Raw genomic sequence first — 26230 nt, 5'->3', positions numbered from 1 at the left:
AGGGGATGTTCCGCCTTTATCCTTTCACCGGGCACTGGAGCGTGAAAGCCATTGCTGCTTTTTCAAAATATCATAAAGGATTTCGGCAACTTTTTCCGTATCGTGGCGGATGACCCCGCCTTTATACGTTAAAATATTTCCCGAAACCACCTCCAGGCCGAGCCCCATTAAACGCTTCACGTCGTATACAACAGGCTGTGCCAGCTCCTCGCGGTACCGGCTCATAACCGGTTCCGGCACATCTTCATCATTGACGAGGATCGTATCAATGCAGGCACTGCCCATATGGTTGAAAATCGCCTGCACGTGATCCGCGGCAGTATAATGATTCGTCTCGCCCGCCTGTGTCATCAAATTGCATACATACACTTTTTTCGCATGTGCCTGGCATACCGCTTCTCCAAGACCCGGCACCATTAAATTCGGCAAAATGCTTGTATAAAGGCTGCCCGGGCCGATCACGATCAAGTCAGCTTCCTGAATGGCCGTTAATGTTTCCGGAAGCGGCTGAATGACTTCAGGCGTCAAAAACACCCTTTTGATTTTTTTGCCGGACTTCGGAATTTTGGATTCCCCGGCAATGATCGATCCGTCTTCCATTTCCGCGTGCAGCACAACACTTTGGTTGGCGGACGGTAAAACCTGCCCCCGGACATTCAGGACTTTGCTCAGTTCCTTTACGGCGTGTACAAAATCTCCAGTTATCGAAGTGAGCGCCGCAATGATCAGATTGCCAAGCGAATGCCCGGAAAGTTCATCGCCGGTTTCAAAACGGTGCTGGAACATTTTTTCAAGCAGCGGCTCCACATCGGATAGAGCTGCGAGCACATTGCGGATGTCCCCCGGGGAAGGCATATCCATTTCATGACGGATTCTTCCGGAACTCCCGCCGTCATCTGCAACAGTTACAATGGCACTGATCTCAACCGGGTATTTTTTCAGCCCCCGCAAAAGCACCGGGAGCCCTGTCCCGCCTCCGATCAGCACAATTTTCGGATGCCTCATGGCTTACGCTCCTCCTTTCTTTTGATATCACGGTGGGAAATCGTTGTATGATAGTCTTTTTCAAAAAAATGGCCGATATACTCGGCAAGCGCGACAGAACGGTGCTGGCCGCCCGTGCACCCGATGCCGATCACCAGCTGGCTTTTTCCTTCCCGTTTGTAATGTGGGAGCATAAAAGCAAGCAAATCGGTCAGCTTTTCAAGAAATTTTTGCGTTTCATTCCATTTTAAAACGTAAGTGTATACCTCTTCGTCCAGTCCGGTTTTCTGGCGCATATGTTCAATGTAGAACGGATTCGGCAAAAACCGGACATCAAAAACAAGATCGCAGTCAATCGGAATGCCGTTTTTGAAGCCGAACGACAGGACATTGACCGTGAAAACCGACTGCTTATTCGCCGAAAACTCCAACACGATTTTTTCGCGAAGTTCGCGCGGTTTTAAATTGGATGTGTTGAGAATAAGCTGCGCGCGCCCTTTCAGCTCCTCGAGGATTTTTCTTTCCTGCTGTATCCCTTCGAGCGGCGTCCCATCCGGCGAAAGCGGATGGGACCGGCGCGTTTCTTTATACCTGCGCACGAGCACAGAATCATCCGCATCCAAAAATAAAATGGTGGGCGTAACCCACGAAGACTTGTCAAGTTCATCCAGTGCCCGGAACAAGTCATCAAAGAATTCACGGCCGCGCAAATCCATTACAAGCGCGACTTTATTCATTTTATTACTGGCATCTTTCATCAGTTCCAGAAATTTTGGCAAAAGCGTCGGCGGCAAATTATCGACACAGAAAAACCCGAGATCCTCCAGGCTTTGGATCGCAACCGTTTTTCCGGCCCCGCTCATGCCGGTAATGATGACAAACTGCATTTGATTTCCTTCTAAACCCATTCTTTTTCCCCCTGACGGAAAATTTAGCATGGCGTTTCAGCTTGGATCGAGCCTGTATGAAAGCAATTCAAAGTCGGGCGTGTACGTAAACTGGCCGTAGATGATGCCGCTTCCGTGGACCATATATTCCAAAATATGGGTATCTCCCGCCGCCATCGGCAAGTTTTTAATTTCATCAATAGCATGCCACTGCAAAATTCCTTCAGCAGATTGCTCGAAGTTTTTGCCGTCGCCGTCTGTTGCGACAAACGTAAACATCATCCATTCAGACACGGGTTTATCCCTGTCTTTGATGACAATCGTGAAAACGCCCTTTAAATCAGGGTGTTTTAAATAAATGCCAGTTTCTTCGCGGTATTCGCGAATCACGGCTTCACGGACCGATTCTCCCTGTTCCATTTTCCCGCCGGGTGCAACCCACCAGTTGCGCCGCGGCTTTTGCAGCAATAAAACCTGTCCGTCCTTGATGAATACACAATTTGTTATTCTTTGCAAAGGAGTCACCTCATATCTGAACCGGAATGATGCGGACAAATCCGCATCTATTCAACCGATGGATAAACCTTTCCCGTGCGTAAAAACCATGTACTTTTTTATTATACTATTAATGAAATGGTTGAACAATGAATGCACCCGCCCCGTATGTGTCAAGTTTTCCCCAATCGTGAAAATCGCGCGGGTGAAAGGCCGTGGCTCCCGAACTTTGTTTTGTCTTTCACCGGGCAGATGAAGGACAAATAGCCGGCAGCCACGCTTTGTTCTGTCTTTCATTATGCCGATGAAGGACAAATGGGCGCACGCCACCCCTTTAAATGTCTTTCATCTCCCGTATCAAAGAACCAGCGCATTATCAATCGGAAAAAGCAGCGCAATATCCTGCGCCGGCTGCAAGTTTTGCACAAAAAAAGAGCACAGGGTTTTCCTGTGCCTGGGAGATAGGGTCTTTGAACCGCTTATAGCCGGAGCCATAAGTGTTCTTGGTTCAAACATATAAAAAAGGGGGTCAATTTATATTTATATCATACCGCAAGTTTATTTCATACGGGTTACAAACACGTTAAAACCACTTGACGTTTCAAACTTCCCTGTTTCGACAAAATGCCGGGGGATGCACGCCTTTTTATCCAGCACTCAACCGGCTTTCATAGCTTCTTTCAATTCTTCCACATAATGCTGGGCGTTTTGTGCGGCAATGCTGCCGTCTCCTGTTGCCGTGACAATTTGGCGGAGCGTTTTTTCGCGGACATCACCGGCTGCAAAAATGCCCGGAATTTTTGTTTCCATTTCCTCATTCGTCACAATATAACCGGCTTCATTGGTAATGCCCAGGTTTTCAAAAGGCTTGGTCAAAGGCACCATGCCAATATAAATGAAAACGCCGTCCGTTTTAAATGGTTTTTCCGATCCGTCCACAGTCGAAACGAGCGTGACAGAGCCGACTTTTCCGTTTTCTTCGTGGATTTCTTTCACCGTATGATTCCAGATAAAGTCAATTTTTTCATTTTTAAAAGCCCGGTCCTGCAGGATTTTTTGCGCCCGCAGCTGATCACGCCGGTGTACAATTGTCACTTTATTGGCAAAGCGCGTCAGGTAATTTCCTTCTTCGACAGCCGAGTCGCCGCCGCCAACCACAACGAGGTCTTTTCCTTTGAAGAAAGCGCCGTCGCACACCGCACAATAAGAAACGCCGCGGCCGCCCAGTTCGTTTTCGCCTTTGACACCGAGTTTCTTATATTGGGCGCCCGTTGCGATAATCACAGCAAGCGCTTTGTATGCTTTTGTGCCCGCTTTGACAATTTTATAATCCCCGTCTGTGTCAATGCCTTTAATATCGCCGTATGCATATTCGGCACCAAACTTTTTGGCATGTTCAAACATTTTATTTGACAGCTCCGGGCCGAGAATCGATTCATAACCCGGATAATTTTCCACTTCTTCCGTGTTGACCATCTGGCCGCCCGGAACGCCGCGCTCGATCATCAAGGTTTTCAAGTTTGACCGCGATGCGTAAACGGCAGCTGTCATCCCGGCAGGCCCCGCCCCGATAATAATCACATCATAAATTTGTTCTTCACTCATCGTTTGTACCACTCCTTATTGAAGGGCCGCGGCCGGGAAGCCGCAGGCCGCCTGTTTTCATCGTTCCACAAAGATGCCATTCCATACGAGTTTTTCGAAAAAACCCCACTTTCTTTTATGCAGTGGGGTTTTCTTTCATTCTCTATAGTAAAGGAATATTGGTTTATCGTCCATTCTTGTGCTTAAAGGAGCGATTTGATCCGGTTTGCGTATTTCCTTAACGTGGAGACGGAAATCCGGTACTCCTTTGCAATCGCCTGCTGGGACACTTTGTCGCCTTTTTGGCGGTGCCACAAGTAATCGAAAGCGGCGGCAAATCCGGCCTCATTTTGAAACCGTTCCCCGCGTTTCAGGCCGGTTAAAAAGATCGAAAACCAGGCGAGCATTAAGTTGGTGTAGCCCGGAAACATCGGCCCGTAATGGCTGTGGAGAATACATGCAATATTGTGGCCGCGCACAAACACCTCATCCGGGTCAAACGGCTCGCGAATATCCGATTCCAGCACATGGGCGAGGTAAATTTTTTCGGCAAGCGTAAAATCATCAAGCGGCTTAAAATCCGGATGCGAGACAATATCCGAACGGTTGCTGGACAACCCGATCATGAAAATCCCGAAAAACCGCTCGGGCAACTCCGCACTGTTCAGCCTGTCCAAAACAAATTGGACATTTTTCTCGTTCATTTTCTTTTCCATTTCCCGGTTCCATGGTTCGCAGCCTTTTTTCTCCGGATTCAGTTCCACGAGCTGTTCCCAGGCGGCTTCTGCTGCCTGTTGCCGGCCCGTATGGTAAGCCGCCTGCGAAAGCCAGTAGTAAAACGAAGCATCCCCGTCAAATCCAGCTTTTCTCAACCGGTTCAGCCAAAGGTACGCCTCTTCATAGCGTCCGACAATCGCAAATGTGGCGCCAAGTTTATATTGATGGTCCAGTAACACTGGCCGGACTTTTTCAAGGCCGCGTACAATCTGTTCCAGCTTTTCGTCATCGTGTTTATGGTAGTAAAAGACCGCTAAATTGCAAAGCGCATGAAGATTGCCGGGGTTCTTTTCGAGCAAATCCATCAGCACCGCAACCGCTTTTTCCGTCTGGCCAAGGTAAAAATACGCAAGTGCCATGTTGTTGTAGGCAGACCAAAAATCAGGATATTTCTTGATCAATTTGTTCAGCTCCGAAAGCGCCATTTCGAAATGCCCCGCTTCGAGATACTGCCTGGCTTCCTCCTGCCTTGCCATGAGTTCGTCCTGTTCATACGAAAAAGAACCCGTTTCATCCTCTTTTTCGGCGTTCAGTATATAAATGAGTTCTTCCGCTTCCTCCCTGTACTCGCCAAACGGGTCCAGTTCAAGATATTTCCGTGCATTGTATAAAGCTTCATCAAAAAGCCCGAGGTCCGCATAATTATTGGCAATAAAATAATGGCATTCGACCATGCCGGGATCAAGTTTTGCCAGGATATGGCGAAAAATGTCAATTGCCTTCCGATATTCTTCGCAATAGGTATAAATGATCGCAAGCTGGCAGGCGATGACCGGATCGTACGGGTCAAGCTGGGCAGCGCGCTGCATATATTTCAATGCTTTTTTGATATCCCGGCGGTCATAAGCCTGGACACCTTTATTAAAATAGTATTCTCCCGTCGGTATAAAAGACAGAACATTGCCATGCTCCTGCCTTAATTTGGAATCTTTGCTCATGTTGTTCCCTCACAAACAAGTAACATTCATTATTTCTTGTAGTATAACATACAATCGGGAAGCCTTTAACCTTTTGGGATGAAGTAATTCTTCCCTTTTTTACAGTTTTGTTTGTTTCGGACCGTTCTTTTCGCTGCTTTTATGCCTGATTTGAAGCGGGTTCCCGCAGGCAAAGGAACCGGACGGCACATCTTTATGGACGACAGAACCGGCGGCCACCACCGCCCCGTCTCCGATCGTTACGCCGGGAAGGATGGTCGTGTTCGCGCCAATCATCACATCATCGCCAATTACCACTTCACCAATCCGGTATTCATCAATCAAATATTCATGCGCGAGAATGGTCGTATGATAGCCGATCACGCAGTTTTTGCCGACTGTGATCATCTCCGGGAACAGAATATCGACAAGCGCTTTGTAGGCAAAAGCCGTCTTGTCCCCGACTTCCATGTACAAAAAGGTGCGGTACATTTGATTTTTGAGGCGCAAAAACGGAAGAAAACGCGCGATTTCAATGACAAGCACATTTTTAAACACTTTCCAGAACGAAACGGTTTTATAAATTTGCCAAAGGGCATTCGATCCTTTAACCGGATACCGCTTTGTATTTCTCATTTTACATGGACCCCGACAATTTCAGCAAGATCCGGCATCGTTTCGAGCATAAAATCCGGGTTGTATTGCTCAAGAAAAGCGCGCCCTTTTGCCGACCATGCGACACCGGCCGACAAGGTGCCGGCATTTTTCCCCGCTTCGATATCATGATAATTATCTCCGATCATGATCGCCTCTTCCGGCTTCGAACCGAGAAGGCAGAGCGCTTTTTGGACAGGCTCCGGATCCGGTTTGGCCTTTTTGACATCATCAAGCGCCACCACCACGTCAAAAAACGGTTCCAATCTTGCAAGTTTCAGCCCTTTCATGATGGTGCCCTTCATTTTTGTTGAAACAATCCCGAGTTTAAAGCGGTGTTCCTTAAGCATTTTAATCGTGTCATATACGCCCGGAAATTCCTTGACAAGCGCATCATGCTGCTGAATATTATACGCCCGGTATTTGGCAGCCATTTCCTCCGCCCGTTCCGGATCGATCGACGCAAACGTGTCGATTAAAGGCGGGCCGTTAAAAATGAGCACATCCCCGCGGCTATAACGGCCCGGATAGTACGCATTGAGCGTATATAAAAAGGATTGGATAATCAATTCGTTTGTGTCAATTAAAGTACCGTCAAAGTCAAACAGCAATGTCGTAATCCGGTTTTTCAATCTGCTTCCCTCTTTCTTTTCAAGGCTCATAAAACGTTTGGCTGTCAAGCCCGTTTTTCTGCCAGCAACGGGCTGAACTATCCGGAAAAATCACTCCTCTTCACTGCTCGTCATATCGTTTGGCCGATAAGCCTGTTTTTCTGCGGTAAAACCAGAGAATGAGCGCGCAAACAATCAGTATGAAAGATACAACCTGCGCCATGCGGATATGCGCGGTCAACATCAGGCTGTCCGTCCGCAAGCCTTCGATAAAGAACCGGCCGATCGAGTACCAGATAAGATAGGTCAGGAAAATCTCGCCCCTGTGCATCGCCGCCCGCCTTCTCAACAAAAGCAAAAAAACGAAACCTGCAAGATCCCAAAGTGATTCGTATAAAAATGTTGGCTGGTAATAAGTGCCGTTTATGTACATTTGATTGATGATCCAGTCCGGGAGATGCAAGTTTTCGAGAAAAGCCCTGGACACAGCCCGGCCGTGCGCCTCCTGATTCATAAAATTGCCCCAGCGCCCGATCGCCTGCCCTAAAATCAGGCTTGGCGCAACGATATCTGCAATTTTCCAGAAAGAAACACCCTTTGCACGTGTAAAAAGAATCGCGGTGGCGACCGCCCCGATCAGCGCGCCGTGAATGGCAATGCCGCCATTCCAGATTTTAATGATTTCACTTGTATGTTGTGCATAATATTTCCATTTAAACAGGACATAGTAAATACGGGCGCAAATAATTGAAACCGGAATCGCCCATATGCATAAATCGGCAATGATATTTTGGTCAACCGAAAGCCGGTCAGCTTCCCGCATCGCGAGGGCAAGGCCCAAAAGAATGCCGCAGCCGATAATGATTCCGTACCAGTGCACACTAAACCCGCCTAAATGAAATGCAATCGGATCGAGCGGGGTTATATTCGAATCCATTTTCCACAACCACTCCTTTTTTTCCGCGCCGTAAAGGCCAGCCTAAAATACAGCCGGCCATTTTTACGGTTCGTTCTTTTCTTCTTCTGTTCCCTGTTCGTGTTCTTCAATGACGTTTGCGAGCTTGGCCGTGAATTGCCGCGCCGCATTGACGCCCATATTTTTCAGGCGGTAATTCATCGCCGCCACTTCGATGATGATGGCGAGGTTCCGCCCCGGCCGTACCGGTACCGTCATCTTTGTAATTTCGGTATCAAGGATTTTGACTTTTTCCTCATCCAACCCGAGCCGGTCATATTGCTTATGCTCGTCCCATAACTCAAGATTGGCGATCATGGTAATTTTTTTATGGCTGCGGACCGCGCCAGCGCCAAACAACGTCATGACATTGATAATGCCAAGGCCGCGGATTTCAAGCAAGTGCTCGATCAATTCCGGCGCATGCCCGATCAGAGACCCTTCTTCTTCCTGGACAATCTCCACGCAGTCATCCGCGACAAGGCGGTGCCCCCTTTTGACAAGTTCAAGCGCTGTTTCGCTTTTGCCGACACCGCTTTTGCCAGTAATCAGAACGCCGACCCCGTACACATCCACAAGCACACCGTGGATGGCTGTTGCCGGGGCGAGCTTAAATTCCAAATAATTGGTTAAGCGGCTTGAAAACCGGGTTGTTTTCATCGGCGTCCGCATCACAGGGACCGATTTTTCTTCGGAAGCTTCTATTAATTCACCCGGCACTTCCAAATTACGTGATATCACGATGCCCGGTGTAATATCGCTGCATAAGTTGTCCATCCTGCTTTTCCGTTCTTCCGGCGAGAGCCTGTTGCTGAATGTGATTTCCGTCATCCCGAGCAGCTGGATCCGGTCGGCCGGGTAATAATCGAAAAATCCCGTCATCTCGAGCCCCGGCCGTGAAATATCGCTTGTGGTAATCGGGCGGTGGATGCCCTCTTCCCCACTGATCAATTCCAGATTAAAATGTTCAATAATATCTGCTACGCGCACCTTTGCCACTGTAATTCCTCCTGTTAAGTCCGGATGAAAACCACCAGAACGGCTTGTTGATGATTCAAAGGCTTCTTATTATTTTATCATTTCCCAAAGGGCCCGTTCCACCCTTTTCAACCAAAAATCATCCCATGCCGTATAAACTGCGTTAAAGCGGTTCAGGGCCTGCATGGCAAATTAGAGCGGATGCTGCTTTTCTCCTCTTCCAAAAGGGCGGACGCTATAAATGAACGAAAAATCGCCACCCTGTTGTAAAAAGATGGATGCTTCATGCTTAAGTCCTTTGAAATAAATGCCGGGCGGTGCGTTTTCATTGTAAAAATAGTTTGGCTGCTTGAAAATGATTTAGCCTATCGGGCCATGGCATGAAAAAACGGCGGGTATTCGCCGCCGTTTTTTCAAAGCTCCGGTGTCGGGCCGCCGCGTATCTTATTTTCGGAATACGGTTTTCTGTAAAATCAAGTTTACGACCGCCATGATGACCGCTACGATAAAAGCCATGCCGAAGCTGTCAATTTCAAAACTTGCGCCCATCAGTTCATCCGTCAGCACAAGCGTAATCGCGTTGATGACGAGCAAAAAGATGCCCAAGGTCAGAATCGTGATCGGCAATGTAAGCAAAATCAGGATTGGCCGTACCAGAATATTTAAAATGGACAAGACGAGACTTGACATGACGGCAGCCCCAATATTTTCGACATAAAAGCCATGAAAATAGCCGGAAAGGGCAATAAATAATACAGCATTGATCAAGATTCCAAGTAACCAGCGCATGATCATCAAACCTTTTCTGTGTGGTTCTTTTTACAGTATATAACGACACAGCTGCTGATGCCAGCAGCACAGCAGGCACGTATGTGTCAAGTTTTTCTCGACAAGGTTTAAATATCGGGTATTCCAAGACACTCTTTTTGTACACTTTCGGCTACCGTGCTTCACTTGCTCGGTGTAATTTTCGGAAAAGATGTAATATTTCCGTATAAAGATGGATAACGGGGATGTTGAGGCGCGCGAAATTCACTCGCTTTCCGCGGGCGGCCGGCGAGCCTCCTCGCTCGTACCTCGCTGCGGGGTCTCTCCTGGCTCGCTTTTCCCGCAGGAGTCTCGTAAATTTCGCGCGCCTCAACGATCAGTCCCCACTGAGCCAAGCTTAAAACGAAAGCTCTAATATTTTGCTTAAATGTCCCATTGCCGATGAACTGCTTGAATGCAGGGCAACTGATCCGTGCTTTACGCCCACTGACGGGCGTACAGGCTGCTTGAGTAGTTGAGACATCCTGATGGATTGTTTCAAGTTCCGTTGCTTTCTCTCGCTTCTTGAACGGTGTTTCAGATAGACTTCTCTCAATGTCCCATTGAGTATGCCTTGTTTGATTTTCACCATGGCTTCTGCGCCAAGTTCACTCCAATGCATGCCCCTTTTTTTCATCCTGAAGGAGATATGCCTTTGATTCGATTCCATCGCTCCTAGGCCTCTCGCACCTTCCGGCACGTTTTTCACCCTGTCTCTCCAGTCAAAAATGCGGTCCCAGTTTTTCAAGATATACGAACGGAATTCCTTGATTTTCTTGAGGGCCTTTTTATCCGTCAAGGTGCTTTCGTGCGTATCCAAATATAACGTGAATTGGTCTAGGTCATGCTTTCTAATCGCTTTTCTAATCTGCTCCTTGATCTCGCTCTTTCCGCCCCCAAATGTCCTTACAATGGCTTGTGCAACGTGGTAGGTATCCAGCTGGTTGAGCACCGGGAATTCCGACTGTGAGAATGCTGTTTGAAACCGTTCAGCTGTGTACCCAGCACCTCCATCACTGTTTGTAATGACATGCGCTTTTTCGAGGGAATAGGTGTTGGCAGCTGTGGCTTGGACTTCATCCCAAAATGTCTGAATGTCTTCCGTCGTCATGATGACTATGGGCTGACGCAGGGAGACCCTTTTTCCATTGGTTTCCCAACCTTCATAGAGAATGGCATGGTGGACTTCCATACCCTGTTTCTTTTCCAGTCCCCGGATGAATACGCCATCTGCTTCGGAAAACAGGTAGTCTACCTTCTTCCCATCAGGCAGTGAAGCAGCTATTTCCATCTCTTCTACAAGGGCCTTGTCGGCTTCCGCCTGCGTTTTCCCTACGCGTTTCACCATTTCCCCTACAGTTGTATGACTAAGACTCACGGCTGTCCATTCTTTTAAAATATTCGCCGCCTCCCGATAGGTGTTCTCACTTGCCAACTCTGCCACCTTTAATTCCACTAACGGGCTATATCTCTGGTGGGGTAACAGCCCCAAGCATTCATCCAAAGGATAATGTGAGTTCCCTCTCTTATCACGCATTAATGATCGTTTAAAAGTCACACTTCCAAATAGAAACTGAACGCTTCTGTTATCACTCCGGCAGTACTCCCAGCCTTCCTCCAACTTCTTCTGTTTTATTGTTTTATCTAACTCCTCAAATACATCCCCAACCCATTGTGTAAAAACCTTCTGCATCAGAATTTTAACCTGTTCTTCAAACTCCATAAGACTCTTTGTATTCTTTAATAATCCAGCAATTATTGATATAATATCCATGGGAAGACCTCTCTCTAGATGTTCATTCAAGGTGTACATTTAGATGATAGAGTGTCTTCCCATTTTTTTCCACTCATTTGCCCCTTCGAGTAAAATTTTACACATACAGCAGGCACGCATCTTTTTTTCGCGAAATTTCTGCTCCCCCGGCAAAAATGCGATTATGCTTCCGGGCTTTCTTCTTTCTCCGCCTTTTGTTCGTTAATCGTGATGGACCCCGTTTTCGCGTCGGCAAAAATATATAATGCGGGCTCGGTGGTCCCTTTTCTGCTAAATCTGGCCACTTTCTGAATCATTTCTTTTCGTTCTTCATATTTTTCCATGCCTTGAAGGTCAATCGCAAAGTTGCCGAAGTTGGTTTTTCCTTCCCCGTGTACGGAGATGTTTTCCGGGATGGTCATTTCAATGTTTCCGGAGACGGTCTTGCTATGCAATGAATCGGCGCCCGGGGCCATTTTTACCGTAATATTGCCGTTAAAGGCTTCAAAATCTGACCGCCTGCAAACACCGTTCCACCGGATATCCCCGTTCATCGTCTGTGCTTCAACCTGCCCGATTGTATTTCCGTCAAAATCAACGGTGCCATTTCCCGTTTCGACTTCCGCCGTTTCCAAATCGGCATGTTCCACCAGCACTTTCCCGTGGAGTGTTTTCACTTTTAACTGGTCTGCCTGAATGTCCTTCACCTGGACGTTTCCATTGAAAGTGCTCAACGTGATTTTCCGGTAGCGGGACGCCGGAACGTAAACGGCTGTATCCACTTTCATCCATTTGGATTGCGTAGAAAACACAAGCCTGCCGCCCTCCACCGAAAACGTGCTATTGTTCAGCAGAAAACTGCGGGCATCTTCCCTGTCATTGGTGCGGTACACTTTTGCCTGGCATTCTATCCGCACATCTTCCTGATCCCATTGTTTAAACGTTAAATGCCCGTTTGCGATATCCAATTCAATCATATCGGTTTCCGGCAGGCTTTGCTGGAAGACATGGGAGACTTCGGCAGACTGGCCCAGCTGAAGATCAAAGTCCTTTATTTTTTTCAGCGCGCCGCCGACAAGATCAAACAGTTTTTCTTTCGTTTCATTAATATTCCGGTCTGCATCCCGGAACTTTTTCTGCCCGGATGTGCTCCCAGCCTCTCCGCTGCCGCCGTTTGCATCCTGTTTCCAGCTTTCTGCCGGATCCTCTTTCGGCGCCATTTCGCCCGCCTCTTCCCGGTCCAAAGCCTCCAACAGCGTTAGCGCCTCATCCGTCGACAACTTCCCGTCCTTCACCATATCCAAAATCCGTTTTCGTTTGTTTTCCATGGGGGGCCTCCTTTTTCTGCTCGTTACTTCTCTTACGTTTAACAGCATATTAAGTTTCAATTATTCCATCATTCATTTTAAAAACCTGAGACCGGATTCCTTTGCTGCCATCATATAGACAAATATACTTTTTTTCGATAAGATTTGTTAGGGAAACCTACCTACAATATGATTCCTTTTTTGACAAAATTCATATCAATTTTTATCGATAAGGAAATAATATGATGGATCATGACAGAAAAAACTTGTAAATCATTACCAATATAGAGATCTCTTTTGAAAGGAGACACCGTCAGTTGAATAAAAAGGTATTAAAAAGAAGATTGAAATTTATCGGTGCACCGATTATACAGTATCTCATAAAAGATAACCACCGGCGTGCCAATCAATATGCAAAATTTTATGACCAGTTGCGGATAAAACCAAACACCATTCTTTACGAAAGCCGCGACGGAAAAAGTATGACAGACAGCCCTTATGCGATTTTTAAATATATGGTTGACAATCCCGCTTATCAACATTACAACCATATTTGGTCAATCCAGGATTTTCAATCGCTCCAGCCGGTTATAGACAAATACAAAAAATATCCAAACGTTAAATTTGTGCAGCGTAATTCCAGGGAATATTTAAAGGAATTGGCCTCATGTGCGTATTTAATTAATAATTCAACATTCCAATCTTTTTACGCTCCGAAAAAAGGTCAGGTTTATATCAATACGTGGCACGGCACGCCATTGAAAAGCATGGGCTTTGACATTCCGGGCAATCCGGCCCAGTCGCAAAACGTGCTAAGAAATTTCCTGAGTGCCGACTATTTGTTGAGCCCGAATGAACATACGACCAAAATGTATCTGGACAGTTATAAGCTTGAAGGGCTGTATGACGGAAAAATTATCGAAGAAGGGTACCCGAGAATTGATTTAACCTTCCATACAAATCCGGATACCATAAAAAATGCGTTAAAAGACGCCGGATTAACCGTTGATTTCAATAAAAAGAACCTCCTTTACGCGCCGACGTGGAAAGGAAAAAGTGTTTCTAAGGCCAATAACGATGTGATGCAAATCATCTCTGACATGGACAGAGTCGAAAAAGAGGCAGGAAATGAATACAATGTTCTCGTAAAAGTCCATCCGTTTTTATACCCGCAGGCAGCCAAATATCCTGAATTGCAAAGCCGGCTTGTTCCTGACTATATGGACACGAATGAACTGCTTGCTGCAACAGATCTTTTAATCACGGATTACTCAAGTATCTTTTTCGATTACCTGGTCACAGGAAAACCCATATTATTTTATACATGGGATTATGATGTATACAGCGAGGAAAGAGGACAATATCTCAAAAATGAAGATTTGCCCGGCCCGCTCTTGTTTAGCGTCGAGCAATTGATTGAGGCTATTCAAAACATCGAAACGGTATCCCAAAAATATGCTTTAAATTACCAAAACCTCCGCAACCGTTTTACCAACCATGAAGATGGAAAAGTGACGGAAAGGATTGTACAGTATATTTTCGACCAAGCTCGTTTGCCCCTTCATATTGTCAATGCAGTGCCGGTTAAAAAGGAACGGATACTGATTTATCCGGGGGGCATGCGAAATAACGGGATTACCTCCTCTTTCCTGAATTTAATGAACAACATTGATTTTGAAAAATACGATGTCAGCTGTTTTACCGGCGCACCAAGATCGAAAGAAGTCCTGAACAATATTTACAAAATCAATAAAAATGTGCGCATGATCTTTAAACCTGGCGTACCGCTTTACCGCGTGTTTGAAGTATACCGGGATAAATTTACGCACAACCGGGGCATACAGGGGGATCTTGGGAAAAAGATTTTTCCAGAGCGTGCTTATATCAGGGAACATACGAGATTGTTTGGCAACAGCCATTTTGATTATATTATCGACTTTAGCGGATACAGTTACTATTGGGCAAAGTATCTGGTCGTTGCAGATGCGAAAAGAAAAATCTGCTTTATGCATAACGACCTGCTTTCAGACAGTGAACGTGAAATCAACGGAAAACACCCGCACAGAATCAACCTGAGAGGCTTGTTCACGCTGTACTACAGATTTGATAAACTGGTCAGCGTCTCTAAAGGAACAATGGAAGTCAACCGGAAAAATTTAAGTCGGTATGCAAATGATGATCAATTTGATTACGTCCTGAATTCCATTAATCCGGACAGAATTCTTTATGCAGAAGAAGAAAAATCGGATGAGCCTAAAATTACCAAGTTTATGGCACGGGCGCTCCTCAGCAATGTAAATGATTATCCGGTTTGGCGGGTGCTCCCTTCCATTGAAGGCGCAACACAAGTATCTTTGTCCAATGATATGGCGGATGCCGAGGTTTTGATTACAGCCAAATCAACAGTAAAACACGCATTATATTACCGCTTCCATTACGAAGGCAAAGAAATTGGCTGGATTCATGAAAAAGCAGTGGCCCTTCTTCCGGATAGTGTTGTCACATCGGAAAAGGTAGATAAGCTGGCAAAGATTGTTAAAACAAGAGGAAATGCTATATGGAGCAAACCTTTTAATCTGCCTGGAACAAGAAAGATCTCGTTGAGTTCCGACTTTAAAAACTGTATTGTAGCTGTTGATCAGGCAGTACAAACACAGCATTCAACTTATTACCGGTTCTCTGTAAAGAAAGAAGCCATTGGCTGGATTGACAAAAGAGCACTTGGATTTTACAGCAGCTGTACGATTGAACCGAATACGGGAATTTTCAGCAAGCTCAAGATATTTGTTTTACGAAAGCTGATTCAAACGTTAAATTACAGTAAAAGAGAATTTTTAAACCATCTTGACGGCCGGACACGCAGGCTAATTGACCTCCGCAAGCCTAAATATTATAAAGTGGCCGGTTCAGCGAATGAACCGATATGGGACAAGCCGTATCCGAATTATAAGGCCAGGATGATAGAAGAAGTTTCAAACTATAAAGATGCGATTGTAACTGTAAAGAAATTGGCAAAAACAAAACAGGGCGTTTACGCGCTCATTTATTTAAAAAACAATAAAATCGGCTGGATTCATACAAGCGCATTAAGCCCGTTGAAACGCTCAACTGTCGTCTCTGACATTGAAGTTTTAAAAATCGCCAGGGTATTGCCGGATGAGAAAAATGCGGTGATCTGGTCCAAACCATATGGGATGGAAGGTGCAGAAAAGAAAGGTCTTCCCAATATGCTGCAGGGAGATGCAACCTTTACAATAGACAGGGAAGTGACCACCCCGTCCGGGACTTATGGCCGCATTCTGCAAGCGGACGGGCCTGAAATTGGCTGGATCAACATGCGGAACGTCTTTGTAGAGCATGCTTACGGATACGAAGTAAATGGCCAGTATATCCCGGAACCGGACAGCAGCCATTACAATTTTGTCAACATGGGCAGGCTTTCTCCGGAAAAAGCGCAGGCCAATTTAATTTCAGCGTTTGCCGATTTTCATAAAAACCATCCGAAAAGCAAACTCTATATTCTCGGGCAGGGGCCTTTAGAAACCGAGTTGCAGGCGCTGATTCTGGAACTTGGCGTAAGCGATTCTGTTTTCCTAATGGGCCAGCTTGATAATCCTTTTCCTTTTATGAAAAAATGCGATTGCTTTGTCCTGTCATCACATTATGAGGGCCAGCCGATGGTGCTGCTTGAAGCGCTAACGCTCGGCATGCAAATCGTGGCAACAGATATTGTCGCAAATCGTACTGTTCTTGAAGACGGCAAATACGGGCTGCTTGTGGAAGACAGCATTAACGGGTTAAAATCAGGGTTGGAAGCCATGATCACCCACCAGCATCCGGAATTTGAAAAATTTCATTATCAGGCGTATAACAAAGCCGCCATGGAAACATTCTACAGATGTTTGCATGAATAAGATAAAAAACCGCACTCCCTGACAACAGGGAGTGCGGTTTTTTTATGTCTGTTCCGCGCCATCCGGGCCATTTCGCAGTCAACCGGAAATGCCATTTTTCGGGAAAACCCTTATAAGAAGTCGACAAAACTGTTTCTAAATTTGATATGCAGAGCCGCGCCAATCATAAAGACGAGGAAGGTAACAGCCCAGAAATAAATCGTGTAATGCAAATGCTCAACTAGATACCATCCCATATTTCCGAGCAATGCAGAGCGGTACCCTTCGACAATGTAGTAGTACGGGTTTAACTTTAAAATCAATTCAATCGGGCCATGCAATCTTGCGGATGGGTCCCAAAGAACAGGCAAAATATAAATCATCATCCGCATAATCGCCTGTACAATGTTTTGCACGTCCCGTACAATTGTTGCCAGCGTAGATGTAATCAAAGATAAAGAAAATGTAAATACAAACGTGCAAACCAAATAATATGGCAGTTCAAGGTAATAGACGGAAACTGGATAACCTTGAAATTGAAGGATAATGATCACAATCGCAAGTAACAGCAAGTGCTGATAAAATTTTGACATAATGACATAACTCGGAATGGCGCTTAATGGAAAATTCATTTTTGCAACCATCCGGATCCGGGAGTAAATGGAACGGGATCCTTGCAAAACAGCCGGGCTGATGAAAAACCAAATAGACGACCCTGCAAACAGCCATGGAATATAACCCGGCCGCGGATGCCCGCCTCTTAAACCAAAACCGAAAACAAACCAGTAAATCGCAAGCTGGATCATCGGGTTTATGACTTCCCAAAGGATGCCCAAATAATTATTCCTGTTTTCACTCCTTACCTCATATAAAGAAAGGCGGATAATTAAATAAAAACTGTTGATTTGCTCTTTTAAGACAGTAATGGCAGATTTCATAACTCTTTCCTTTCTGCAAATACCCTTTCAACAACGCGCCGTGCTGATTCTCCGCATTCTAAATAACAGAATTTCTGATAAAAAGCATCAAATGAATCCGGCAGTTTATATCCCGCGGCATCCATCTTCTTCACTTCATCAATCACCTGTGCGGTCGTTGTAACGAGCGGGCCCGGTGCCTCTTTTTCAAAATCAAAATAAAAACCGCGCAAATGGTCCCGGTACTCTTCAATATCGTATACGAAGAAAAGCATCGGCCGTTTTAAAATGGCATAATCAAAAAATACGGATGAATAATCCGTGATCAGCATATCAGAAATTAAATAAAGTTGCGCGATATCTTCATAATTGGAAAAATCATAAGCAAAACCCTGATAAGGTGCTAAATCCAATTGTTCCGCAACCAAATAATGCATCCGTAAAATTAAGATATAATCATGGCTTAGATGATGCTGTAACTGATTTAAATCAAGTTTCAATTCAAACCGATATTTCCCGGTTTCATGAATTTGGTTATCCCGCCAGGTAGGGGCATAAAGAATCACTTTCTTATCAATCGGAAGCCCCAGTTTGCTTTTTAATGCCCCAATAGATGCACGGCTGTTTTGAACGGCTAAAATATCATTGCGCGGATATCCGGTTTCAAGTATCGCCTGGCGGAATTGAAAAGCGCTCCGGAAAATGGCTGTTGAATAGGCATTGGGCGAAATTAAGAAATCCCACTTCCCCGCCTCTTTCAAAAAATCTTTTTTATACTGTTCAGCCGTAGTTCCCGGAATATGCACTTCTTCCATATCATTTGCAAGTTTTTTCAAAGGCGTCCCGTGCCATGTTTGAAGATAAACGGTGTGTTTCGGCTTCGGAATCCATAAAGGCATCCGGCTGTTGGTCACCCAGTAACGGGCCCTGGCCATCATATATACCCAGTAAGGAGACAGCCTTTTTATATAGCGGACGTCTTTATTTTGAAAGTTATGTAAGAAGTTTTTATGTGCGCTCCAGTAACAAATATAGCCCGGGTAATGCGCTTTGATATATTCATATATCGCCCGCGGATTATCACTGTACTGCTTGCCCTGAAAGCTCTCAAACATAATCACGTTCTTTTTGGCGGGCAATTTCCCGATCACCAGCATGGCCAGAAAGTAAATTTGCTGTGCTATGCTTTTCAAGATTTTTTTCATACAAATGCATCCTCACATCAAGACACGATTGAAAGCATTCAAACGGCTGAAACACAGTAAAATTAAACAGGTTCCCCATTTGTGCCGGCTTTTTCTTACAATGCCGGAATCTGCCCGGAATTCCGTTTTCCCGCAAACTCATCCATACATTCTTCCCTTTTTTTCGTCCTGTTCATGCAAATACTGTACCAGATCGCGGCTGGAGTGGCCGGCAGAGTATGTATTCCAGGTTCTTGAGAATGCTTCTATACTTCCCGCATCAAAAGAACCAGTTTTAATCAAATCAATAATTTCTGCCGTCGTACAGGCAATCGGCCCGGGGACAAGCTGGTCATACGGTTCCCACAACCCCCGTGTGGCCTGATAGCTTTCCAGATCATACGGATAAAAGATCATCGGGCGGCCTAACAGGGAAAACTCAAAAGGGACAGAAGAATAATCCGTGATCAAGTAATCTGTAACCAGCAATAATTCGTTGATGTTCATATCATGGGGGCAGTCCACCACAAAATCAGGATACTGCAGCAGCCCTGCCCCTTTGTTTACAGCCGGATGAAATTTCACCGCAAAAATATACTCATCCTTCAGTTCATCATAAAGCCGGCCCCAATCAAGCGGCACTTCAAACTGGTCCGGATGCGGGTTCCTGAAAGTCGGGGCATACAAGATCACTTTTTTCTTTTGAAAGGCAGGATACTGTTTGTACAGCTTCTTCTTTATGTCCCGGATCCTGTTTTGGTCAAAAAAAGATCGGTCCGTGGTATGCCTGTGCAAAGAAAATTTTCAGGAGGAAGCCCGAAAGCCCTCATAAAAATATGCTTCATTTTTTCAGACCCCACCACTACCCGGTCAAAATGGGCATACACTTTTTTAAACCGCTTCAATGCACGCTTGCCCCTCGTGCGGATCGTTTTGTCTTCAAGGCCGAATGTTTTAACGGCCCCTGCTGCATGCCAGAGCTGGATGCATTCCACCCCTTTTTTAAACCGGGCGGCAGCCAGGAAACCATAATAGTTATCAACAATCACAAATTTCGATGTCGCAATGTTGTATAGGCTGCGGATAAAATGCTGCAAATTTTTCATTTCAAACAGAAATACCTTCTCTTGCCGGACGGTTTCCGCAACACGGCGATAGCAGGAAGAAGTACAAACGAACACTGTCTGAAAAGAAACGGGATGCTTTTTCAATTCCTCATACACATATAAACTGTTCTGCTCAAATGAGACGACAAATGTGATTTTCCTTTTTAAAGGAAAAATTTTACATAATGTAAACAGTACGCGAAAAAGCAGTAAGTATAAGGAAATGAACAGTTCCCTAACCATTTTCACAGAAAAGAGGTCCTTCTTTATTTTTGATTTCGTTAAATTCATCCGATGAAAGGCCGACGATTAAATAGTCGCCTAATGCTCTTGCGCGTTTCAGTAAATTGATATGCCCCCAATGGAGAAGGTCAAATGTTCCGTATGTGATTACTTTTTTCATACAGTTCTCTCCCTGCTAAATGTAATAGGCAACATTCCTGCACAATGCGACACTTTTCATTATTTTTCCCTAATCTTTACTCATTATATGTCTATTTCAAGCAGAATTCAAATACTTCTTGAATGAGGTATTTGTCAAGTTTTCTCGATAAGGTTTAAATATCGGGTATCCCGAGACATTCTCTTTGTCACTTTCAATTACCACGCTTCGTTTGCTTTTTTCGATAAGTAGGTGCTGTTTCGAAATACCAGTTATATTACTGTGCATAACGAGCGTATTGACACCACAAAATTTACTCGTTTTTTTCGGGCAGATGGCGAGTCTTCTCGCTCTTATCTCGCTGCGGTGTTCTCCTGGCTTGATTTTTCCCGAAGAAGTCCCGTAAATTTCGCACTCACCAACGAACTGTGCACAAGATCGTTTTGGAAACAGTTTCTACTTATCCAGGCTTAGAATGGTCGTTCTATAATTTTGCTTAAATGTTCCATTACCGATGAACTGCTTAAATACAGGGGGTAACAGATCTTTGCTTTACACCAATTGGCGGATATGCGGACTACTATGACTGGTGTTAAGTTCCGTTGCCATCTTGTAGTTCTTGAACGGTTACTCAAGTTTCTTATTAAACATGCTTTGTTTGACCTTTGCCATGGCTTCTACACCAACTTCACTTCAATGCATACCCCTTTTCTTCATTCTGAACGAGATATTCCTTTGGTTTGTTCCCATCTTCTCACCTTCCGGCACGTTCTAACCTTGTCTTTCCCGTTTAAAATGCATTTCCGTCAAAAAATTTGATTTAAAAATGGGATCAATCACTTTTTAGTTTATAAAGCAGATAATCATATGGTTTTCCCTCTACCATTTGAAATTGCTTTTTGACCAACCTGTAGTTTTGCTTTAAAAGTGGAATATGGGGCGGCCCTGATTTCCACCGTGACTGCCTTATGACCACAAACTTCACCTTTTTTTCCATAATATAACGATTTTGTGCTTGCATGTTTTCCGGATAAATTTTCGGGTCTATATTCTGCTTTTCAAAATATTTCACATTGGGAACTATGTTTGCTGCCAAGTAAAAGCCGCCGTCCAAAGCCCCATAATTAAGCAGGGTTGGATTAGGCGTTTGATTGATCACTTTCGCAAAGGTCTGCTGGGCCGGCGGGAAACGAACAAAGAACTTGGATTCTTTAATATTTGAATTATATCCAAAACACAGGACCAGAGACAAAAAAGCAGTCGCAAATACTACATCCCAATTGACATGATTCAAAATATCAAAATCTGACTTTTCATAGGCGGATTGTAAATAATAACCGATTGATATCAGCCCAAACATGATTACCGGAACGATGATTAAATAATAATAAGGATAGCTCCTTCCGCCAATATACACCCCTAAAATAAGAAATGAAATCATGCTTACCAGCAAATATTTTTGCATTTTGTTAACAAAAAATTTGCGGGTAAGCAAAAAGTCAATAATTCCAATCATCATAATAAGTTTCATTTCCCAATTTCGGTTAAAAAACTCCCCAAATAATACTGCACAGTTAATTAACTTTCCAATAAAAGACAATTGAGACGAATACATAAAAAGGTTGAATTTTAAATAAACATTGATTAAATCTGAGATTGCGTGATGTAACCCAAAATAGCAAAGCCACGGGACACAAGACAGGAATAGCCCTGTGATTGTGAATAATACAGCCCGTACTTCATCCTTCCATTTCTTTTGCACGGTAAAAATAATGAACAAAGCAAAATAAAAGCCAATCCAGGCTCCTAACAAGGTAAACTTTATCCAAAAAACACACCCTGCCATGAAACCGTTGATTAAATAAACCAACCATGAAAACGTAAAATCCGATTCTTTTTTCAAATGATTTAGCACAAGATAGAAAAAGATAATTAAAAATGGGGTTGCAAACTCTTCTGCGCTATCCCCAAAACGAAAAGAGTTAGAGTTGAGGAAAAAAATCGGAAAAATTACTGCAACCAGCATAGATGGAAGCCGTTTTAAATATAGATTTGAAATTTTTTGGATAAATATCAAATTGATAAACATTGCGGCGCTTTCCAAACAATATACACCTAAAAAAGTTTTGTGGGAAATGGTGTAAGCTATAGCATGCAAAGCGTATAATAAAGGGCCTTTTTGTTCAAAAAGATCACGATACGGCACCAGCCCGTTTGCCATCCCTTTCCCGACCGTAAAAAATGCGTTGGCATCTACCCATTCATTGATCGCAAAAAGAGGGGAAGACTCAGTAAAAAACAACATAAGCACAAAAGCATATAAAAATAAAAAAACTGCTATATAAAGTGAGAATTTTTCTCTTTTAAACGCAATCTCCCTTTTCATAAAGTACGAGCCCCTTCATGCAACATGGTAATTATTTTTTTATAAACACGCACTTACGAGTAACAAATGTAAGTTCCCTTTTCAAGGGGGAATAAAGGCATCAGTCTGTTGACCCGGCAACGATTATAACATCCCGAATGATGCACCTTGATAGATTCCTATTCCTATACCGCCCAGAAAGCTTTCAAACATAATCATGTTTTTTTGGCAGCAATTTCTTGATTACCAGCATAACCAAAAAGCAAACAAACAGCGCTACGTATTTCAAAGTCTCTATCATGCATAAAATTTCCACAGAAACATGGCTAATTAGGGCTTGCTGAACGAATCCGATTATGGCTTGTATCTGATTTGTCAGCAAGCTCTACCTCAATATCATAGGAGAATGCATCTGCGAAAATGCTTTATTCTGTCCTCTCTGTATGTTGAATCAGCTTTAGAGTGCAAAGTTTTTCCTGCATTTTTTATAAAACCCTTGCATTTAAAGTTCGGCCAAAGCTGTCAGTATCCTTACCAAGTCTAGGACTTTTGCTTATTCAGCAAGCCCTAATTAAGCGCTGTATTTTTAGCATGGACGCCATCATATATTTTTAAATCATTCATTAGAAATCCATACCGCAACGAACGCGGCACCAGCGGAGGAATAAAAATGGACAAGCGCAAATTAAAAAAATAAATTATGAAGTTCCTACTTGCCTTTCTTTATACGTATTTTTTTCAATCGTATATCTTGGACGTCTTTTTGTTTCCTTGAATATTTTCCCAATATATTCCCCAATAATCCCGATCGCAAGCAGTTGGACACCTCCAACAAGCCAGACAGATAGCATAAGAGAAGTCCATCCGCTAATGGTATAAGAAAAAATCTTTGCGCATAATGTATAAATTGCAATCACTATCCCAACAAATACAAGAACAAACCCGAGAAACGTGACAAAACGCACAGGTGCGATACTGAAGGATGTAATCCCGTCAAATGCGAATGCCAGCATCTTTTTTAATGGATATTTTGACTCTCCTGCAAATCTTTCTTTACGATCATAGTAAACCTTTGCCGACTTAAACCCTAAAAGTGGTATGATACCTCTGATAAAAATATTCTCTTCCTGATACTTAACAAACTCATCCAAAGCTCTCTTGCTCAGAAGCCTGTAATCTGCATGGTTCGGAACCAGGTTTACGCCTAATTTCCCCATCAACTTGTAATAAAAAAGGGCTGTATTTCTTTTGAAAAAAGTGTCGGTGTCCCTTTTATCCCTTACTCCATATACAATTTCATAGCCTTCATTAAACTTGTCTATAAACATTTCGATAGCATCCACATCATCCTGCAAATCCGCATCGATGGAAATGACACAATCCGAAAAATCTCTCGCTGTCTCTAATCCTGCTATTAAGGCTCCCTGGTGGCCGAAATTTCGGCTTAACTTTAACCCTTGTACGTAAGAATTTATGCCCGTCAATTTTTCAATAATCTCCCAAGTGCTATCCTTGCTTCCATCATCAACATAAAAAATCATACTTTTACTGCTTATTTTGTTTTTTACAACTAATTTATCCAATACTCTTGTTAATTCTTGTGTTGTTTTCTCAAGTACAAGCTCTTCGTTATAACAAGGAACCACAATTGTTAGCATCGGCAAATTATTACTCATACTTTACACTCCTATTAGTGAAGACAAAATTTCCAACTATATAATATGAAAGATACATTGCCTCTCTGTTGCCTATTGAGAAAAATAGTAAACATGCAAAAGCCATATTGAAAATATCAAAGATACTTTTATCTGGAAATTCCTGCCCTCTACGTAAAAAATAAAAACTCAGCCACATCCCGGCCTGAATTCCAGTTTAAACAGATATCCCAAACAGGTGAGCTCCGGCCATATTCGCCCGCTTCTCATACTCCCGCAAACTCATCCATACATTCTTCCCTTTTTTTCGTCCTGTTCACGCAAATACTGTACCAGATCGCGGCTGGAGTGGCCGGCAGAGTATGTATTCCAGGTTCTTGAGAATGCTTCTATACTTCCCGCATCAAAAGAACCAGTTTTAATCAAATCAATCATTTCTGCCGTCGTACAGGCAATCGGCCCGGGGACAAGCTGGTCATACGGTTCCCACAACCCCCGTGTGGCCTGATAGCTTTCCAGATCATACGGATAAAAGATCATCGGGCGGCCTAACAGGGAAAACTCAAAAGGGACAGAAGAATAATCCGTGATCAAGTAATCTGTAACCAGCAATAATTCGTTGATGTTCATATCATGGGGGCAGTCCACCACAAAATCAGGATACTGCAGCAGCCCTGCCCCTTTGTTTACAGCCGGATGAAATTTCACCGCAAAAATATACTCATCCTTCAGTTCATCATAAAGCCGGTCCCAATCAAGCGGCACTTCAAACTGGTCCGGATGCGGGTCCCTGAAAGTCGGGGCATACAAGATCACTTTTTTCTTTTGAAAGGCAGGATACTGTTTGTACAGCTTCTTCTTTATGTCCCGGATCCTGTTTTGGTCAAAAAAAGATCGGTCCGTGGTATGCCTGTGCAAAGAAAATTTTCAGGAGGAAGCCCGAAAGCCCTCATAAAAATATGCTTCATTTTTTCAGACCCCACCACTACCCGGTCAAAATGGGCATACACTTTTTTAAACCGCTTCAATGCACGCTTGCCCCTCGTGCGGATCGTTTTGTCTTCAAGGCCGAATGTTTTAACGGCCCCTGCTGCATGCCAGAGCTGGATGCATTCCACCCCTTTTTTAAACCGGGCGGCAGCCAGGAAACCATAATAGTTATCAACAATCACAAATTTCGATGTCGCAATGTTGTATAGGCTGCGGATAAAATGCTGCAAATTTTTCATTTCAAACAGAAATACCTTCTCTTGCCGGACGGTTTCCGCAACACGGCGATAGCAGGAAGAAGTACAAACGAACACTGTCTGAAAAGAAACGGGATGCTTTTTCAATTCCTCATACACATATAAACTGTTCTGCTCAAATGAGACGACAAATGTGATTTTCCTTTTTAAAGGAAAAATTTTACATAATGTAAACAGTACGCGAAAAAGCAGTAAGTATAAGGAAATGAACAGTTCCCTAACCATTTTTCACAGAAAAGAGGTCCTTCTTAATTTTTGACGTAGAGATGCCGACCGTCCGCGGCAGGTAAACCACTTCGCAATAATCCTTCAGGAAATCAAATTTGCCCTTCCAGTCATCGCCCATGACGAAAACATCGACATTGTATTTTTTGATATCGTCTATTTTTTGTTCCCAAGAATGTTCCGGAATGACCTGGTCAACGTAACGGATCGCTTCCAGAATTAATTTCCGGTTTTCATAGCTGTGGTACGATTTTTTATTTTTGATTTCGTTAAATTCATCCGATGAAAGGCCGACGATTAAATAGTCGCCTAATGCTCTTGCGCGTTTCAGTAAATTGATATGCCCCCAATGGAGAAGGTCAAATGTTCCGTATGTGATTACTTTTTTCATACAGTTCTCTCCCTGCTAAATATAATAGGCAACATTCCTGCACAATGCGACACTTTTCATTATTTTTCCCTAATCTTTACTCATTATATGTCTATTTCAAGCAGAATTCAAATACTTCTTCAAGAAGCGGGCGCCGGGTTTTCCCTATGTACAAGT

The 26230-nt window shown here is 43.9% G+C and carries 21 protein-coding genes and 3 pseudogenes; 1 reads left to right on the top strand and 23 read right to left on the bottom strand.

Features of this window, described 5'->3' with window-relative positions; translation table 11 throughout:
- Window positions 1–24: 24 nt before the first annotated feature.
- The 12 genes from NST20_RS04070 to NST20_RS04015 all read right to left on the bottom strand — a co-directional run bounded on the left by NST20_RS04070 (window position 25) and on the right by NST20_RS04015 (window position 12730).
- Window positions 25–1005: a YvcK family protein gene (locus tag NST20_RS04070; protein ID WP_019721739.1), complete on the bottom strand. Its 981-nt coding sequence runs from the start codon at window positions 1003–1005 to the stop codon at window positions 25–27.
- The gene (gene rapZ, locus NST20_RS04065; RefSeq protein WP_019721738.1) at window positions 1002–1892 is read right to left on the bottom strand and encodes an RNase adapter RapZ; all 891 of its coding nucleotides are present in this window, start codon (window positions 1890–1892) and stop codon (window positions 1002–1004) included. The genes NST20_RS04070 and rapZ overlap by 4 nt, the downstream gene beginning before the upstream one ends.
- A gap of 36 nt (window positions 1893–1928) precedes the next feature.
- On the bottom strand, window positions 1929–2387 hold the full coding sequence (locus NST20_RS04060) for an 8-oxo-dGTP diphosphatase (RefSeq protein WP_013858688.1): 459 nt from the start codon (window positions 2385–2387) through the stop codon (window positions 1929–1931).
- 636 nt (window positions 2388–3023) lie between these two features.
- Window positions 3024–3971: a thioredoxin-disulfide reductase gene (gene trxB / locus NST20_RS04055; protein WP_013858686.1), complete on the bottom strand. Its 948-nt coding sequence runs from the start codon at window positions 3969–3971 to the stop codon at window positions 3024–3026.
- A 182-nt stretch (window positions 3972–4153) separates the two neighbouring features.
- Entirely contained in the window at window positions 4154–5665 is a 1512-nt protein-coding gene (locus NST20_RS04050) for a tetratricopeptide repeat protein (RefSeq protein WP_342400123.1), read from the bottom strand.
- A gap of 99 nt (window positions 5666–5764) precedes the next feature.
- Window positions 5765–6280: an acyltransferase gene (locus NST20_RS04045; protein WP_342400122.1), complete on the bottom strand. Its 516-nt coding sequence runs from the start codon at window positions 6278–6280 to the stop codon at window positions 5765–5767.
- The gene (ppaX, locus tag NST20_RS04040) at window positions 6277–6930 is read right to left on the bottom strand and encodes a pyrophosphatase PpaX (RefSeq protein WP_342400121.1); all 654 of its coding nucleotides are present in this window, start codon (window positions 6928–6930) and stop codon (window positions 6277–6279) included. The genes NST20_RS04045 and ppaX overlap by 4 nt, the downstream gene beginning before the upstream one ends.
- A gap of 100 nt (window positions 6931–7030) precedes the next feature.
- Complete coding sequence (lgt, locus tag NST20_RS04035) at window positions 7031–7846, bottom strand: prolipoprotein diacylglyceryl transferase (protein WP_133535943.1); 816 nt, start codon at window positions 7844–7846, stop codon at window positions 7031–7033.
- Between the two features lie 63 nt (window positions 7847–7909).
- Window positions 7910–8863 (bottom strand): HPr(Ser) kinase/phosphatase, encoded by a 954-nt coding sequence (gene hprK / locus NST20_RS04030; RefSeq protein WP_340702405.1) that lies wholly within the window; start codon window positions 8861–8863, stop codon window positions 7910–7912.
- 423 nt (window positions 8864–9286) lie between these two features.
- A complete protein-coding gene (locus NST20_RS04025; protein ID WP_029141770.1) occupies window positions 9287–9631 on the bottom strand; it encodes a phage holin family protein in 345 nt (114 codons plus the stop codon).
- A gap of 376 nt (window positions 9632–10007) precedes the next feature.
- On the bottom strand, window positions 10008–11423 hold the full coding sequence (locus tag NST20_RS04020; RefSeq protein WP_342400120.1) for an ISLre2 family transposase: 1416 nt from the start codon (window positions 11421–11423) through the stop codon (window positions 10008–10010).
- 161 nt (window positions 11424–11584) lie between these two features.
- A complete protein-coding gene (locus NST20_RS04015; RefSeq protein ID WP_326242898.1) occupies window positions 11585–12730 on the bottom strand; it encodes a DUF4097 domain-containing protein in 1146 nt (381 codons plus the stop codon).
- Window positions 12731–13026: 296 nt separating this feature from the next.
- Here NST20_RS04015 and NST20_RS04010 point away from each other — a divergent pair, with 296 nt between their 5' ends.
- Window positions 13027–16623, top strand: a complete 3597-nt coding sequence (locus tag NST20_RS04010) for a CDP-glycerol glycerophosphotransferase family protein (protein WP_342400119.1) — start codon at window positions 13027–13029, stop codon at window positions 16621–16623.
- A gap of 110 nt (window positions 16624–16733) precedes the next feature.
- On the opposite strand, the gene NST20_RS04005 is transcribed toward NST20_RS04010, so the two are convergent.
- The 11 genes and pseudogenes from NST20_RS04005 to tagD form a co-directional block, all read right to left on the bottom strand.
- Window positions 16734–17540, bottom strand: coding sequence for an ABC transporter permease (locus NST20_RS04005; protein ID WP_013858677.1), 807 nt, complete (start codon window positions 17538–17540; stop codon window positions 16734–16736).
- Window positions 17537–18670, bottom strand: a pseudogene (locus NST20_RS04000) (CDP-glycerol glycerophosphotransferase family protein); the annotation flags it as partial. The gene NST20_RS04005 and the pseudogene NST20_RS04000, both read right to left, overlap by 4 nt.
- 192 nt (window positions 18671–18862) lie before the next feature.
- Window positions 18863–19396 carry a CDP-glycerol glycerophosphotransferase family protein gene (locus tag NST20_RS03995; RefSeq protein WP_342400118.1) on the bottom strand — a complete coding sequence of 178 codons (534 nt, stop codon included), beginning with the start codon at window positions 19394–19396 and terminating at the stop codon, window positions 18863–18865.
- A 44-nt stretch (window positions 19397–19440) separates the two neighbouring features.
- Window positions 19441–20052, bottom strand: a complete 612-nt coding sequence (locus tag NST20_RS03990) for a CDP-glycerol glycerophosphotransferase family protein (protein ID WP_342400115.1) — start codon at window positions 20050–20052, stop codon at window positions 19441–19443.
- 19 nt (window positions 20053–20071) lie between these two features.
- Window positions 20072–20212: pseudogene (locus tag NST20_RS03985) on the bottom strand (adenylyltransferase/cytidyltransferase family protein); the annotation flags it as partial.
- Between the two features lie 572 nt (window positions 20213–20784).
- Window positions 20785–20962: pseudogene (locus tag NST20_RS03980) on the bottom strand (ISLre2 family transposase); the annotation flags it as partial.
- A gap of 61 nt (window positions 20963–21023) precedes the next feature.
- Complete coding sequence (locus NST20_RS03975; RefSeq protein ID WP_342400117.1) at window positions 21024–22577, bottom strand: hypothetical protein; 1554 nt, start codon at window positions 22575–22577, stop codon at window positions 21024–21026.
- 677 nt (window positions 22578–23254) lie between these two features.
- Window positions 23255–24232 carry a glycosyltransferase family 2 protein gene (locus NST20_RS03970; protein WP_133535952.1) on the bottom strand — a complete coding sequence of 326 codons (978 nt, stop codon included), beginning with the start codon at window positions 24230–24232 and terminating at the stop codon, window positions 23255–23257.
- Between the two features lie 261 nt (window positions 24233–24493).
- Window positions 24494–25027 (bottom strand): CDP-glycerol glycerophosphotransferase family protein, encoded by a 534-nt coding sequence (locus NST20_RS03965; RefSeq protein ID WP_342400116.1) that lies wholly within the window; start codon window positions 25025–25027, stop codon window positions 24494–24496.
- Window positions 25028–25071: 44 nt separating this feature from the next.
- Complete coding sequence (locus tag NST20_RS03960) at window positions 25072–25683, bottom strand: CDP-glycerol glycerophosphotransferase family protein (RefSeq protein ID WP_342400115.1); 612 nt, start codon at window positions 25681–25683, stop codon at window positions 25072–25074.
- Complete coding sequence (gene tagD, locus NST20_RS03955; RefSeq protein ID WP_013858674.1) at window positions 25676–26074, bottom strand: glycerol-3-phosphate cytidylyltransferase; 399 nt, start codon at window positions 26072–26074, stop codon at window positions 25676–25678. The genes NST20_RS03960 and tagD overlap by 8 nt, the downstream gene beginning before the upstream one ends.
- Window positions 26075–26230: the final 156 nt, after the last annotated feature.

Source organism: Weizmannia sp. FSL W8-0676, assembly GCF_038593015.1.
Lineage (GTDB): Bacteria > Bacillota > Bacilli > Bacillales > Bacillaceae_C > Weizmannia > Weizmannia coagulans.
Note: the sequence above shows the minus strand (reverse complement) of the source record. Positions and strands in the feature narration are given on the sequence as shown.